General features: G+C 71.6%; 13 protein-coding genes. 4 read left to right on the top strand and 9 right to left on the bottom strand.

Annotation, left to right across the window (positions count from 1 at the left end; translation table 11 throughout):
• Positions 1-4: 4 nt before the first annotated feature.
• The 6 genes from V6S66_RS05275 to V6S66_RS05250 all read right to left on the bottom strand — a co-directional run bounded on the left by V6S66_RS05275 (position 5) and on the right by V6S66_RS05250 (position 6,086).
• Positions 5-1,804: a glycoside hydrolase family 15 protein gene (locus tag V6S66_RS05275; protein WP_334205705.1), complete on the bottom strand. Its 1,800-nt coding sequence runs from the start codon at positions 1,802-1,804 to the stop codon at positions 5-7.
• Entirely contained in the window at positions 1,797-3,047 is a 1,251-nt protein-coding gene (locus V6S66_RS05270; RefSeq protein ID WP_334205704.1) for a glucose-6-phosphate dehydrogenase, read from the bottom strand. Before V6S66_RS05270 ends, V6S66_RS05275 begins: the two co-directional genes overlap by 8 nt.
• Entirely contained in the window at positions 3,044-4,096 is a 1,053-nt protein-coding gene (locus V6S66_RS05265) for an NAD(P)-dependent alcohol dehydrogenase (RefSeq protein ID WP_334205703.1), read from the bottom strand. Before V6S66_RS05265 ends, V6S66_RS05270 begins: the two co-directional genes overlap by 4 nt.
• A 60-nt stretch (positions 4,097-4,156) precedes the next feature.
• Complete coding sequence (locus tag V6S66_RS05260) at positions 4,157-5,155, bottom strand: serine/threonine-protein kinase (protein ID WP_334205702.1); 999 nt, start codon at positions 5,153-5,155, stop codon at positions 4,157-4,159.
• A 190-nt stretch (positions 5,156-5,345) separates the two neighbouring features.
• Positions 5,346-5,744: a PAS domain-containing protein gene (locus V6S66_RS05255; RefSeq protein WP_334205701.1), complete on the bottom strand. Its 399-nt coding sequence runs from the start codon at positions 5,742-5,744 to the stop codon at positions 5,346-5,348.
• 54 nt (positions 5,745-5,798) lie between these two features.
• Positions 5,799-6,086 (bottom strand): DUF1330 domain-containing protein, encoded by a 288-nt coding sequence (locus tag V6S66_RS05250; RefSeq protein WP_334205700.1) that lies wholly within the window; start codon positions 6,084-6,086, stop codon positions 5,799-5,801.
• Positions 6,087-6,235: 149 nt separating this feature from the next.
• Here V6S66_RS05250 and V6S66_RS05245 point away from each other — a divergent pair, with 149 nt between their 5' ends.
• Genes V6S66_RS05245 through V6S66_RS05235 form a run of 3 tightly spaced genes read left to right on the top strand, consistent with a single transcriptional unit; the run spans position 6,236 to position 9,818 of the window.
• Positions 6,236-7,279 carry an iron ABC transporter substrate-binding protein gene (locus tag V6S66_RS05245; protein WP_334205699.1) on the top strand — a complete coding sequence of 348 codons (1,044 nt, stop codon included), beginning with the start codon at positions 6,236-6,238 and terminating at the stop codon, positions 7,277-7,279.
• A 47-nt stretch (positions 7,280-7,326) separates the two neighbouring features.
• On the top strand, positions 7,327-8,808 hold the full coding sequence (locus V6S66_RS05240) for an ABC transporter permease (protein ID WP_334205698.1): 1,482 nt from the start codon (positions 7,327-7,329) through the stop codon (positions 8,806-8,808).
• Positions 8,805-9,818, top strand: coding sequence for an ABC transporter ATP-binding protein (locus V6S66_RS05235; protein ID WP_334205697.1), 1,014 nt, complete (start codon positions 8,805-8,807; stop codon positions 9,816-9,818). Before V6S66_RS05240 ends, V6S66_RS05235 begins: the two co-directional genes overlap by 4 nt.
• A 43-nt stretch (positions 9,819-9,861) precedes the next feature.
• Here V6S66_RS05235 and V6S66_RS05230 read toward each other — a convergent pair whose 3' ends face one another.
• Positions 9,862-11,148: an APC family permease gene (locus V6S66_RS05230; protein ID WP_334205696.1), complete on the bottom strand. Its 1,287-nt coding sequence runs from the start codon at positions 11,146-11,148 to the stop codon at positions 9,862-9,864.
• Positions 11,149-11,717: 569 nt separating this feature from the next.
• Here V6S66_RS05230 and V6S66_RS05225 point away from each other — a divergent pair.
• A complete protein-coding gene (locus V6S66_RS05225; protein ID WP_334205695.1) occupies positions 11,718-13,010 on the top strand; it encodes an HNH endonuclease in 1,293 nt (430 codons plus the stop codon).
• 9 nt (positions 13,011-13,019) lie between these two features.
• Here the strand turns inward: V6S66_RS05225 and V6S66_RS05220 are convergent, their stop codons facing one another.
• On the bottom strand, positions 13,020-13,232 hold the full coding sequence (locus V6S66_RS05220) for a DUF2945 domain-containing protein (protein ID WP_334205694.1): 213 nt from the start codon (positions 13,230-13,232) through the stop codon (positions 13,020-13,022).
• Positions 13,229-14,218, bottom strand: a complete 990-nt coding sequence (locus V6S66_RS05215) for a glycine betaine ABC transporter substrate-binding protein (RefSeq protein ID WP_334205693.1) — start codon at positions 14,216-14,218, stop codon at positions 13,229-13,231. Before V6S66_RS05215 ends, V6S66_RS05220 begins: the two co-directional genes overlap by 4 nt.

The raw sequence follows: 14,218 nt of genomic DNA, 5'->3' as shown, positions 1-14,218 counted from the left end.
GACATCACCCCAGAGCGCGATCCAAGTTGATCGCCGCGCTGATCATCGACAGGTGCGTGAAGGCCTGCGGGAAGTTGCCCAGCTGCTCGCCCGTGGCGCCGATCTGCTCGGCGTAGAGGCCCACGTGGTTGGCGTACGTCTGCATCTTCTCGAAGGCCACCTCGGCATCGCGCAGACGACCCGACCGGGTCAGCGCCTCGACGTACCAGAACGAGCAGAGCGTGAAGGTGCCCTCGTCGCCGGCCACGCCGTCGGGCGACTCGTCGGAGTCGTAGCGCAGCACGAGGCTGTCGGTCACGAGCCGCTCCTCGATCGCCTCCAGCGTCGAGAGGAAGCGCGGGTCGACGGGCGACCCGAACTTCACGAGTGGCATCAGCAGCACGCCCGCGTCGAGCGCGGAGCCGCCGACGGTCTGCGTGAACGCCTCGCCGTTCCACGAGTCGGCGTGAATGCGCTCGTAGATCTCGTCGCGGACGCGCGACCAGGTGACCAGGTCGCCCGGCAGGCCACGCTTGCGGGCGATGCGGACCGCGCGCTCGAGCGCGACCCAGCACATGAGCCGCGAGGTCGTGTGCTCGCGCACGTCGCCCCGGATCTCCCACATGCCGGCATCGGCCCGGTCCCAGTTCTCCGCGACCCAGTCGACGACCCGCTGCACGTCGGCCCACGCGTCGTGGCTGATGCCGGTGCCGTGCTTGTCGAAGAGGTAGACCGAGTCGATGATCTCGCCGTAGATGTCGAGCTGGAGTTGGTCGGCCGCCGCGTTGCCGACGCGCACCGGCCGGGAGTCGCGGTAGCCGGAGAGGTGGTCGAGCTCGATCTCCTCGACCGGGGGCGTGCCGTCGATGTCGTACATGACCCGCAAGGGTCCGAGGCCCCCGTCGGCGTCCTCACCGAGCCGCTCCGAGAGCCAGCGCATGAATGCCGCCGCCTCGTCGGTGAACCCCAGCGCCAGGAGCGCGTAGAGGCTGAACGCGGCATCGCGGATCCACACGTAGCGGTAGTCCCAGTTGCGCTCGCCCCCGATCTCCTCGGGCAGGCTCGTGGTCGCCGCCGCCACGATGGCGCCGCTCGGCTCGTGCGTCAGCAGCTTGAGCGTGATGGCCGACCGGTTGACCGGCTCGCGCCAGCGGCCGCGGTACGTCGACCGGTGGATCCAGGCGCGCCAGAAGTCGGACGTGGTGTCGAACAGGGTCCGGGTGTCGTCGGTGACGCAGGGCTGCAGCTCGTCCTCCGGCGCGAGCACCTCGAGCACGAACAGCGCGGTGTCGCCGAGCTCCAGTCGGAAGGTGCTCACGACGTCGTTGCCGTCGACCTCCAGGTCGGTCGTGGCGCTCAGGCCGAGCCGCGTGGAGTCACCGGTGATCATGAGCCCGCCGTCGACGGTGGCGACCTCCGCCTCGGCGCGCGCGTAGTCGGGTCGCACGGCGACGCGGGTGCGCACCGTGGCGGTCCCCCGAACCACCTGGACCCGGCGCACGATGCGCTGACGGTGATCGGGATCGTGCGCCTGCGAGATCGGCATGAAGTCGTGCACCTCCACGACGCCCGCGTCCGTCAGGAAGCGCGTCGCGAGGATCGCGGTGTCCGGCAGGTAGAACTGCTGGGTCCGCCGCACGGTGTCGTCCGGGCGGATCGTCCAGCTGCCGCCCTTGTCGCGGTCGAGGATGGCGGCGAAGGCGCTGGGCGCGTCGAACCGGCCCGGACAGAACCAGTCGATCGCCCCGTCCTCGGCGACCATCGCGGCGCTCCGAAGATCACCGATCAGGCCGTGGGCGGCGATGTCACTTCCGGTGTCAGGCATGCGAGAGGCTCCATCCATCCGGACCGGGCAGCTCGTCGGCCTCGGCCGGGCCCCACGATCCTGGTTCGTAGGTCACGGGTGGGCGGTCGTCGTCGAGCACGGGAGCGACGACGCGCCACAGCTCCTCGGCGTGGTCACCCCGCACGAAACGGCTCGGGTCGCCCGCCGCCACGTCGGCCAGCAGCCGCGCGTACGGGTCGAGAGCCAGCCCCTCCTCCGCCGCGTCGACGTCGACGGTGCGCTCCGATCCGTCGCGATGGCGCAAGGTCACGACCGAGCGGTTCGCGGCGAGGTTCTTGCCGGTGCGCACGACGAACGGCACGTCGCGCCAGGGACCGCTGCTCAGGTGGAAGATCGTCGCGGCGTAGGTCTCGACGGTCGATCCGTCGTCGACGTCCTCCTCGTCGCGGTACCCGACGTACTGGCCCAGCACGGTCTCCTCGTCGGTCAGCGGCGCCATCGCGGCGAACACCTCGGCTCGCGCGTCGCGCCACGCCGCGCCCTCCCGGGCCGGTGCCGCGATGACGCCGACGAGCTGCGCCAGGTGCGTGACGACCATGTCGCGCAGGCACCCGGTCGACTCGTAGAAGCCGGCGCGGCCCTCGAGACCGAGCGTCTCCGGCACGTCGACCTGCACCTGCTGCACGCCCTCGGGGTCCAGCCCGGCGAGCTCGGCCACGGCGGCCGAGCCGAGGAAGTGGTCGATCCGGTAGACCCGGTCCTCGTCGACGACGTCGTGCAGCGCGGCGTCGAGAGCGCGGCCCGACTCGGCGTCGAGGCCGTAGGGCTTCTCCACCACGAGGCGAGCACGCTCGGACAGCCCGGTGCGGTCGATCATCCCGAGCAGGTCCTCGAGGGCCGTCGGGGGCACCGAAAAGTAGAGCACGCGGCCGGCCTCGTCGGAGCCTGACTCGGCCAGGCCCGCCTCAGCCAGATCCGCCTCGGCCTGCGCCACCTCGCGGGCCAGGTCGTCGCCGTCGTCGGCGCTGGACACGACGAAGGAGATGCGGTCGACGACGGCGTCGACCGAACCGCGCACTCCCTCGGGCACGGCCTCGGTGGCCGCCTCCCGCAGCTCCGAGATCCACGCCTCGCGGTCGTCGGGAGCATGGCGCCCCGTGCCCACGACCCGCAGGTCACCGAGCTCCCCCTCGGCGTGCAGGCGCACGAGCGACGGCAGGAGCTTGCGGGAGAAGAGGTCGCCCGTCGCCCCGAACATCACGAGCACCTGCGGACGGGTCATGCGGCACCGATCGTGTCGGCGTCGATGACCACCCGGTAGCGGGCGTCGCCGTCGACGACGCGGTTGTAGGCGTCGTCGACCTCCGAGGCGTCGATCAGCTCGATCGTGGCGGTGATGCCGTGCTCGGCGCAGAAGTCGAGCATCTCCTGGGTCTGCGGGAGCCCTCCGACCATCGACCCCGCGACGGCCCGGCGACGGCTCAGGAGCGAGAACGCACCGACCTCGAGGTTCTCGCTCGGCGCACCGAGGTTGACCATGGTGCCGCCGCGGTTCAGCAGGCCCAGGAACTGGTCGAGGGGAACCGCCGCGCCGACGGTGTTGACCAGCAGGTCGAACGAGCCGGCAAGGTCGTCGAACACCGACTCGTCCTCGGTCGCGTAGTAGTGCGTGGCCCCGAAGGCCAGGCCGTCGTCCTTCTTGGCGTCGGTGCGGCTCAGGACCGACACCTCGGCGCCCAGGGCCGCGGCGATCTTGACGGCCACGTGACCGAGTCCGCCCAGGCCGATGACACCGACCTTCGAGCCCTCGCCGACCTCGTAGCGCTTGAGCGGGGCGTAGGTCGTGATGCCGGCGCACAGCAGCGGGGTCGTGGCTGCCAGGTCGACACCGTCCGGGACCTTCACGACGAAGTGGTCGCGCACGACGACCTGGCCGCTGTACCCGCCGTGGGTGATCTCGCCGTCGTACCCCTTCGCGGAGTACGTCTGCGCGACGCCCCGGTCGCAGAACTGCTCCTCGCCGTCGCGGCACGGCTCGCACTCCAGGCACGAGTCCACGAAGCACCCCACCCCGACCGTGTCGCCGACCGCGTGTGCCGTGACGTCGCTGCCGACCTCGTCGACCGTGCCGACGATCTCGTGCCCGGGGGTCATCGGGAAGATGCCCTGACCCCACTCGTCGCGGGCCTGGTGGATGTCGGAGTGGCAGATGCCCGCGTACCGGACCTTGATCCGGACGTCGTTCGCGCGCAGGTCACGGCGATCGATCTCGACGGTGTCGAAGGGCTTTCCAGCGGCGGAGACGGACAGGGCGGAAGTAGTTGAAGTCACTACTTCACGGTAGGCGCCGCCCGCCATGTCCGCAGTCCGAGCTCGGTGGTCGCGACGCGCTCAGGCGGCGGAGGCGAGGCGGCGGCGTCGCCCGCCCGTGGCGGGGGTGCGGATCGCCGTGACCGGTGACGGCACCGCAGGAGTCACGCGCGGGAGGCGGGCCGCCGGGGCGCCCGCGGCCACGTGCGCGACCACGGCAGCAGCGCTCGCCGGGCGATCTCTCGGGTCCTTCGCCGACAGGGCCGAGACGAGTTGGCGCAGGACCGCCGGGACGGTGCCGGGAAGCGGCGCGAGCGGGTCGTGGACCTGGGCGTACGCGCTCGCGATGGTCGTCTCCCGGCGGAAGGCTGGAGCGCCGGACACGCAGAGGTGGGCCACCAGGCCCAGCGCGTAGAGGTCACTCGCCGGGGTGGCCGAACGACCGAGGATCTGCTCGGGGCTCAGGAAGTCCACCGTGCCGAGCAGCGTTCCCGTAGTGGTCATGGCCGCGCTCGACGGCGCCAGGGCGATTCCCAGGTCGACGAGCACCACGCGACCGTCCGAGGTCAGCATGATGTTGGCCGGCTTCAGGTCACGGTGCACGACACCCTGCTGAGCGAGGTGCTCCAGCGTCGTGGCCACCTCCCGCACCAGCGCGAGCGTCTCGTCGACACTCAGGCGACCGCGCTCCTCGAGCAGGGACGCCAAGGTGACCCCCTCGACGAGCTCCATCACGAGATACGGGGTGCGCTCGAAGCCCGCCCGCACCTCGCCGTGCTCGTAGACCTGCGCGACGCCGGGGTGTCGCAGCGAGGCGCCGATCACCGCCTCGGCGGCGAGGCGGCGACGCTGACGCGGAGCGTCAGGGACGCTCGAGCGGAGGATCTTGACCGCCACCTGACGGTCGAGCAAGCGGTCGTGGGCGCGGTGGACGGTGCCCATCCCTCCGGCACCGAGCATCTCGATCAGCTCGTAGCGATCCGCCAGGACCTGGGACCGGTCCGGCGAGCGGCGGCGCCCCGGGGCGCGGTGCCGACCCGCCGCTTCCGGCGCGGGGCCACGCAGGCTCAGGACGTTCACGTTCTCAGGATCCGGCAAGGTTCGTGCTGCCGCATCTTCGCCGGGCGTGACGAACGGCACGGGGCCCCGGGACCAGACGGTCCCGGGGCCCCGCGTGTCCTGCGCGATCAACTGTTGTCAGACGGAGTTCCTCTCCCTGACGGCGGCCACCGGTCGACACCGCGTGGTCCGGGATCGTGGTCGGCTGAGCTCAGACTTGCTCGAGGCCGTGCTCGTCGCGGTGACGCTCGCGGGCCTCCACGACGACGACGCGGAACGCGGGCCCCTCGCCGGTCATCGTGTCGGCGTTGAAGAGCACCGACACCTCGGTGCGATCCGGACGCACGAGGTCGAGCTCGACCTCGCGCACCCAGCCGTCGAGCTGCAGCATCGGCCGCAGGTGCGTCTCGGCGTACCGGCGTCCACCGGTCGAGAGCAGCGACTCCAGCGTGGCGGTGCCGATGAGCTCGTGCTGCTCACGGTCGACCAGGCGCCGGAACTCCGCGTTGGTGCGCGCGACCAGGCCGTCGTGGCCGATCAGGACGTACCCGCACGAGGTGAGCTCGACGGGTGGGCGAACCGAGGTGTCGAGCAGCTCGGTCGGGGTCATGCCCGCACACTACCCCGCATCTCGGCCAGCGTCTCCGCCTTCGCGTCCGTGCGCTCAGACCCCTGGAACGATGCGGAGATCGCGGGTCACGCCGTCGCCCAGAGCGGCCAGCGCCTCCTGGTAGGGCTCCCCGTCGTGCGCCGCGACGGCCGCCTCGACCGAGTCGAACCGGATCAGGACCGTGCGCTGGTGCACCGCGGCCTCGTAGATCTTCTCGGGCAGACTCCGGGCCAGGAAGGTACCCCCGGCAGCCTCGATGGCGGGCCCGCCGAGGGCGACGTACGCCTTCAGCTTCTCCGTGTCGTGGACCTCGAGGTAGGTGCTGATCCAGTAAGCCGTCATGGGTCCATCGTGGCAGGTGCACGCCGGGCCGGGCTCGAACCCCGCTCCGTCGTCGCGGCGCCCCCCTCAGATCGGGGAGTGCCATCCACCGACAGGTGAACTGAGGCTATCCTTGCTCCCGCCCACTCCCGTCGTCTCGAAGGATCTTCATGCGTACGCCCCTGCGCCCCCGTTCCAGCCGCCTGCGCCTCGCGGCCGTCGCCCTGTCGAGCCTGGCTGTCCTGGCCGCGTGCGGATCGGGCGACAACAGCGACGACGCCGCCAGCGGCGACGAGCCGCTGGTCGTGTACGTCGGCCGTGACGAGGAGCTGCTCAAGCCCCTCATCGAACAGTTCACCGAGGAGACCGGCATCGAGGTCGAGGCCCGCTACGGCGACTCCCCCGAGCTCGCCGCGACGCTGCTCGAGGAGGGTGACGCGACGCCGGCCGACGTGTTCCTGTCGCAGGACGCCGGCGCCCTCGGCGCCGTCTCGGACGAGGGCATGCTGCTGGACCTGCCCGCCGAGATCACCGACGCCGTGATGCCGGAGTACACCTCGACCGACGACACGTGGGTCGGCGTGACGGGCCGGGCCCGCGTCATCGCCTACGACAGCCAGACCTACTCGGCCGACGAGGTGCCGGGCACCGTCGCGTCCTTCACCGACCCGCAGTGGAGCGGCCAGGTGGGCTTCCCGCCCGGCAACGCCAGCTTCCAGGCCTTCGTGACCGGCTTCCGCGTGGCCGAGGGCGACGACGCCGCCCGTGAGTGGCTCGAAGGCATCGCCGCGAACGACTTCCAGTCGTACGAGAAGAACGGGCTCACGCTGGCCGCCGTGAACGACGGCACGCTCGGCATCGGTCTGATCAACCACTACTACTGGTTCCAGCTCGCGGCCGAGGTCGGCGCCGAGAACATGCGCGCCCAGCTGAAGTTCGCCGATGCGGGCGATCCGGGCGCCCTCGTCAACGTCACCGGCGCCGGCATCCTCTCGGAGCACCCGGACGCGGAGGCGTTCGTGGCCTACCTCGTGTCGGAGGCGGGCCAGCAGTACTTCGTCGACGAGACGTTCGAGTACCCGCTCGCCCCGGGCGTCGCCGCTCCGGAGGGGCTGCCCGCCCTGGCCGACCTGCAGGGTCCCGACATCGACCTGTCCGACCTCGCCGACCTGGCCACCACGATCGCGATGATCGAGGAAGCCGGCCTCAGCTGACCGGGTCCCGCCTCCGACCGCCACCGCTCCTGCTCGCCGCAGGGGCGGTGGCGGCCGTCGTGGCGAGCGTCCCGCTGGTGTACCTGGCGATCCGCGGACTTGAGATCGACCGCGGCGACGTCCTCGCCACGCTCACCCGGACCCAGACGACGGCCCTCATGGTGCGCAGCCTGCTGCTGACCGCGGCGGTCTGCGCCACGTGCTTCGCGATCGGGACGGCGACCGCCTGGATCCTGACCCGGGTGCGGCTGCCGGGCGGACGACTCTGGATGGTCGCCGCGGCCCTGCCACTGGCGGCACCGTCCTACGTCGCGGCGACCGGATGGCTCGCGACGGTGCCGGGGTGGAACGGCTTCGTGCCGTCGTGGCTCGTGCTGTCCGCGGTCAGCGTCCCGTACGTGACGTTGCCCGTCCTGGCGTCGCTGCGATCGGCGGACACCGCCCCGGCCGAGGTCGCCCGCTCGCTCGGTCGCTCCCCCGCGGCGGCCTGGCTCACCACGACCCTCCCGCAGGTCGCCCCGGCGGCCGCAGCGGGGTCGCTGTTGGTCGGCCTCTACGTGCTCTCCGACTACGGCGCCGTCTCGATCTTCCGGTTCGAGGTCTTCACGTTCGCGATCTCGCGCCAGTACAACTCCTTCATCGGCCGCGACTCGGCGGTCGTCCTGGCGATCGTGCTCGTCGCGATCGCCCTGGCCGTGGTGGCCGCGGAACGGTTCGCGCGCGGACGCGGCCAGCGGTGGCGCACCGGCTCGGGCGTCCGCCGCTCCCCGGATCGCCGCGGGGCCGGCCGCTGGACGCTGCCGGCGGCTGCCTTCCTGCTCCTGCCGGCCGTGGTCGCCCTCGGGATCCCGGTCGCGGCCCTCGTGCAGCGGCTGATCGCCGACACCTCCGGCTCGCTGGACCGCACCGAGCTCCTCACGGCGACCGCCAACACCGCCGTGGTCGCGGCCGTCGCGGCCGTCGCGGCCCTCCTGCTCGCCCTGCCGATCGGCGTCCTGGCGGCCCGCCACCGGGGCGCTGCCGTGGCGCTGCTCGAGACGGGCGGCTACACCGGCCACGCCCTCCCCGGCATCGTTGTCGCGCTGTCGCTGGTCTACCTGTCGTTGCGGGTCGTCCCCGACCTCTACCAAAGCCTCACGATCCTGGTCTTCGCGTACGTCGTGCTGTTCCTGCCCCAGGCGATCGCCGCCGTCCGCGGCTCGGTGGGACTCGTGCCCCCGACGCTGCCCCAGGTCGCCCGGTCGCTGGGTCGCGGCCCCGTCGCCGCGTCGGCCTCCACGACCTGGCGGCTCTCCTCCCCCGGCCTGGCCGCGGCGACCCTGCTCGTGACGCTCACCGTGATGAAGGAGCTGCCCGCCACGCAGCTGCTGCGTCCGACCGGGTTCGACACCCTGGCCACCGAGATCTGGTCGCGCACCACGGCCGCGGCGTACGGCGACGCGGCCCCGTACGCTCTGGCCCTGGTGGTCGTGGCCGTCCTGCCGGCCTTCTGGCTGTCGCGCCCGTCCGCGTGGGAGAGGACCCGATGAGCGTCGAGGTGGAGCTGCGCGACGTGCGCGCCGGGTTCGGCGACACCGAGGTGCTGCGCGGTGTCGACCTGCGCCTGACCCGTGGATCCCTCACGGCGGTCCTCGGCCCCAGCGGGTGCGGCAAGACGACCCTGCTGCGGGTCCTCGCGGGATTCCACGACGCCGACGCGGGCACGGTCGTGATCGACGGACGCGTCGTCGACGACGGCCGTCGCCGCGTCGCACCCGAGCGTCGCCGCGTGGCCGTGGTCCCACAGGAGGGCGCCCTGTTCCCCCACCTGACGGCCCTCGGCAACATCGCCTACGGGCTGTCCCGGTCCGACCGGCGCGGGGCGCGGGCCACCGACATGCTCGAGCTGGTCGGCCTCGCCGGACACGGCGACCGGTTCCCGCACGAGCTGTCCGGTGGGCAGCAGCAACGCGTCGCGGTCGCACGCGCGCTCGCGCCCGGGCCGGACGTCGTGACGCTCGACGAGCCGTTCTCGGCTCTGGACGCCCATCTGCGCGAGGAGCTGCGCCGCGACGTGCGAGAGCTCATCCGCGCGGAGGGCGCCACGGCCCTGCTCGTGACCCACGACCAGGGTGAGGCTCTGGCGCTGGCCGACGAGGTCGCCGTGATGCACGAGGGAGTCGTCGTGCAGCAGGCCTCGCCGCACGACGTCTACCAGCGACCAGCCACGGCTTGGGTCGCCGGGTTCGTGGGCGACGCGACGATCCTGCCGGCCGAGCCCGGCACCGACGGCACGTTCTCGACCGAGGTGGGCCGCCTGGTCGCCGCGGCTGGTGCCCACGGCACCCAGGTGCTGATCCGTCCCGAGCAGCTGGTCGAGTCCGACCACGGAGTCGAGGCCGTGGTCGAGTCGGTCGAGTTCCACGGCCACAGCTCGATCGTCGGCTGCCGCCTGGCCAGCGGGACGCGACTGGTCGCCCGCGCCACCGGACGGCCGCCGACGGTCGGCGCCCGGTGGCGGCTCGCCGTCGACGGCCCCGTCTGGGTCCTGCCGACCTGAGCCTGCGCCGACGGCGCAGCGGGCCTTTCACCGGACTGCAGCGTCAGCGAGCTCCCGCCCGTGCTCGCAGCACGGCGGCCCGACCCAGCAGGCCGACCGCGAGCACGATGACCCCGACCGCGACGGCACTGCCGGGCAGGGTCGCGACGAGCACCAGGCAACCGGCAGCACCGAGGACGTTGAACCACCGCGGCCACCGCCGCTGGTCCGCCGGCTGGGTCAAGGCGCTCAGGTTGGCGATCGCGTAGTAGAGCAGCACGCCGAACGACGAGAAGCCGATCGCGTCGCGCAGGTCGACCGTCAGCACCAGTGCAGCGACGACGACGGCGAGCGCGATCTCGGCGTGGTGCGGCGACCGGTGGATCGGGTGGACGGCAGCGAGCCAGGCCGGGAGGTCGCGGTTGCGGCCCATCGCCAGGGTCGTGCGGCCGATGCCCGCCATGAGCGACAGCAACGCCCCGAGGGCGGCCACCGCGGCGCCCACGCCGACAACCGGGGCCACCACCCCCTGGCCCACCGCGTCGAGCGCCTCGACCAACGGCGTCGCGGATCCCGCGAGGCGTTCCGGTCCGGCGGCGAGCAGCGCAGCGACGGCGACGACCAGGTAGATCGCGACCGTCAGGCCGAGGGCCACCAGGATCGCGCGCGGGATGGTGCGACGCGGATCCACGACCTCCTCGCCCAGCGTGGCCAGCCGGGCGTACCCCGCGAAGGCGAAGAACATCAGTCCCGCGGCCTGCAGCGTGCCGAGGAGTCCCCCGTCGTCCAGCGCCGACCAGCCGCCGAGCCTGTCGACCCCAGCACCGACCCCGCCGCCGTCACCGGAGAGGAGGGCCACGACCACGACCACGAGCGCCGCGAGGGTGAGCAGCAGCAGGACCTTCGTCAGTGCCACGGTCTTCGTGACGCCGCGGTAGTTGAGGGCCGCCAGCGCGACGACGACCGCCGCGGCCGCGACGCGCTGCACCCACTCCGGCCCGGGGACGGCGTACGCCGCGAAGACGAGCGCCATGGCGGCGCACGACGCGGTCTTGCCGATCACGAACGACCAGCCCGCGGCGAAGCCCCACCAGGGCCCCAGGCGTTCCCGGCCGAACACGTAGGTGCCCCCGGAGGTGGGCGACGCGGCAGCGAGCTGCGCCGACGCGACGGCGTTCAGGTACGCCACGGCGGCCGCCACCACGAGCGCGACCAGCAGACCCGAGCCGGCCGCCTGCGCGGCGGGCCCGAGCACGGCGAACACCCCGGCGCCCACCATGGCACCCATGCCCACCGCGACCGCATCCGTGAGTCCCAGGCGCCGCGACAACGACTCCTGGTGCGCCGACATGGCAAGGACCCTAGGGCGAGCAGATGACCACGGTCTGAACGGCCTCACCCCCACGTCCCGGCCCTCCGCTGGTCGAGTGGGTGAGAGCGGCCGCGCCCGAGCGCCCCCTTCCCGCTCCCTGAGGTGTGAACGCCCTCTGGGGCGTGAGCCTCGAAGGGCTGGCTGGCCGAGGTCGAACCGCCACCGGCCACGCCGCTCCTTGAGGTGCGACGAGCCCTGGCGAGGAGCCTTGAAAGGTCGGTTACGTGACCGTGAGCGGCGCCCACCCACGCCGCTCCCTGAGGTGTGAACGCCCTCTGGGGCGTGAGCCTCGAAGGGCCGGTCAGGTGACCTCGAGCGGCGCCCACCCACGCCGCTCCCTGAGGTGTGAACGCCCTCTGTGGCGTGAGCCTCGAAGGGCCGGTCAGGTGACCTCGAGCGGTGGTACCGGACAAGCGGCATGGACCAGAAGCTGTCGGCCGAGACTCGGCGGAAAGTGACAGGCCGACCGGTATGAATCTGTTGCAATTTCAGCAGCTTTCTTGCCCGGGAGTCTTGCCCTCGAACATCTGTTCGAGTACACTCGAGACATGGTCTCGGGTCCCACGGTGCAGGCGCTGCGGTCAGCTGCGCATGCCGTCACCTCGGCCGACCACCGGTCCGCTCTGCTCGCGATCCAGACCGCGCAGGACGCGCTCGACGCCGCGAAGGCCCACCACCTGGCCGAGCTCGAGAAGTCGGCGGAGTTCGAGCTCGACGGTGCCTCCACCGTCACCACCTGGGCGCGCCAGCACCTGCGTCTCGACGCCCGCCAGACCCGCAGTCTGATCGACGCCGATGCCACGATGCGCGAGCTCCCCGCCGTGGGTGACGCCGCTGCTGAAGGTGCCGTCCGGCTCGATCACGTCAAGCTCTTCACGTTCGGCCTCAAGCACATCGGCCACAAGGTCGTCGCCGACGCCGAACCGTGGCTCCTCGCCGTGGCGACCACCCACGAGCCCGTGCAGCTGCGCCGCGTGATCCGGGCCCTGCGCGACGCGGTCTACCCCGAGGATCTCGACAAGGCGTGGATCAAGGGCATGGCCAAGGAAGACATCCAGCTCTCGCCAGTACCGGAGGGGTGGCACCTGTCCGGGTTCCTCAAGACCGAGACCGGCGCCAAGCTCAAGGCCGTCCTCGACTCCCTCTCCATCCCGGTGGTCGCGAATGATGACCGCAGCAGTGCAGAACGCCGTGTCGCCGGGTTCGACCGGCTGTTGTCGTCGGTGCTCGAATCAGGCTTGCCGTCCAGCAAGGGCATCCGTCCCCAGCTGTCGGTCATCGTCGGCGTCGAGACCCTCCACGAGGCCATGACCGCCCAGCCCGGCGCCGCCCGGCCCACTGGTGAGCCGGCAGAGTTGGCCGGCTTCGGCCCCATCGGACCCCAGCTCCTGTCCTACCTGGCCTGCACCGGCGACATCACCCCCATCCTGACCAGTGATGACGACGTGGAGCAGGCGCAGGTCCTCAACGTCGGCGACACCATCCGCCTTGCCACGCCAGCTCAGCGCAAGGCCGTCATCGCCCGCCAGCACGGCGTCTGCGCAGCACCCGGCTGCACCCACACCCACCTCGAGATCCACCACACCACCTGGTGGTCCAACGGCGGCCGCACCGACCTCGACGGACTCATCGGCATCTGCAGCAGCTGCCATTCGCTGGTGCACCGCGGACTCCTCGTCATCGAGGCCCTCGGACAGGGCAAGTTCGACCTCGCCACCCGCGACGGCCGACCCATCGACCTCAACCGAAGACGCGCCACACGCCAACACCTGCGACGCATCCGGCACACCGCACGACAAACCCACCAAGCCCAGCCAGCCGACTACCCACTCCGCGCCTGAGTGCCGAGCTCAGCTCTTCTTAGTGAGCGCCTCGGGCTTGTGGACGGCCTCGCCGCCACTCTTCTCGCTACGCACGAGGTACTGGGGCTCGTCCTTGCTGGCCCGCACCGTGCGCCCGCCTGCCTCGGTGTCCGAGGTGATCCTGCGGACCACCTCGCCCTCGGCCGTACCGCCGTGGCTCTGCCACGTGACCTTCTCGCCCTGGGAGAACTCCTGCGTCACGAGATGAAGCCCTCCTCCTGGAGCCACTCGAAGGCCACGTCGACCGGCTCGCGACCCTCGACGTCGACCTCGGCGTTCAGCCCGATCAGCACCTCGTCGGTGAGCTTCTCGCTGACGGGGCCGAACAGCTCCCTCAGGTCCGGGTTGTCCTCGAGCACGGAGTCGTTGACCACGAGGGAGACGTTGTACTTCGGGAAGTACTGCAGGTCGTCCTCCAGGACCGTCAGGTCGAGCGCCAGGATGCGGCCGTCGGTCGTGAAGATCTCACCGAACGTGCACTCGCCCTTGTCGGTGGCGCTGTAGATCGCTCCGGTCTGGTAGGTCCGCAGGTTGCCCTCGGGCACGCCGTTCGGATCGCCCAGGGGGACGCCGTAGGTCTCGAGCATCCCCGGGAGACCGTCGGGGCGGTTGGTGAACTCCGACTCGACGCAGAACGTGCGCTCCTCGATCGGGAGGTCCTTGATCTGCGACAGCGTCGTGATGCCGAGGCGGTCCGAGGTCTCCTGCGTGATCGCGAAGCCGTACGTGTTGTTCATCGGGGCGGGGGGCAGCCACGCCAGGTTGTTGCGATCGAGGTCCTCGTCGCGGACGGCGACGTACTGCTCCTGCTCGTCCGGGATCGGGTCCTCGTAGCCGAGGTAGGTGATCCAGCCGGTACCGGTGTACTCCCACATCGCGTCGATCTGGCCGTCGAGCTGGGCCTGACGCGCCGCCGCGCTGCCGGGGATGTTGGTGAGGTCGTTGACCTCGGCCCCAGCGGACGCCAGCAGGCTGACCGCCATCTTGCCCAGGATGATGTTTTCGGTGAAGTTCTTCGAGCCGACGGCGATGTCCAGCCCCTCGAGGTCGATGTCGGCCACCGGGCCGTCGAGATCGCCCGACAGGATCGGCCCGGCCGCCGTGCCCAGGCCGCAGGCCGTGAGCGTCAAGGTCATCAGCGCGGCCGTGGCGATGCCGGCGCGCCGCAGGAGTCGGGTGCGAGTCAT

Source organism: Aeromicrobium sp. Sec7.5, from assembly GCF_036867135.1.
Classification (GTDB): domain Bacteria; phylum Actinomycetota; class Actinomycetes; order Propionibacteriales; family Nocardioidaceae; genus Aeromicrobium.
This window is presented reverse-complemented; position numbering and strand designations above follow the sequence as displayed.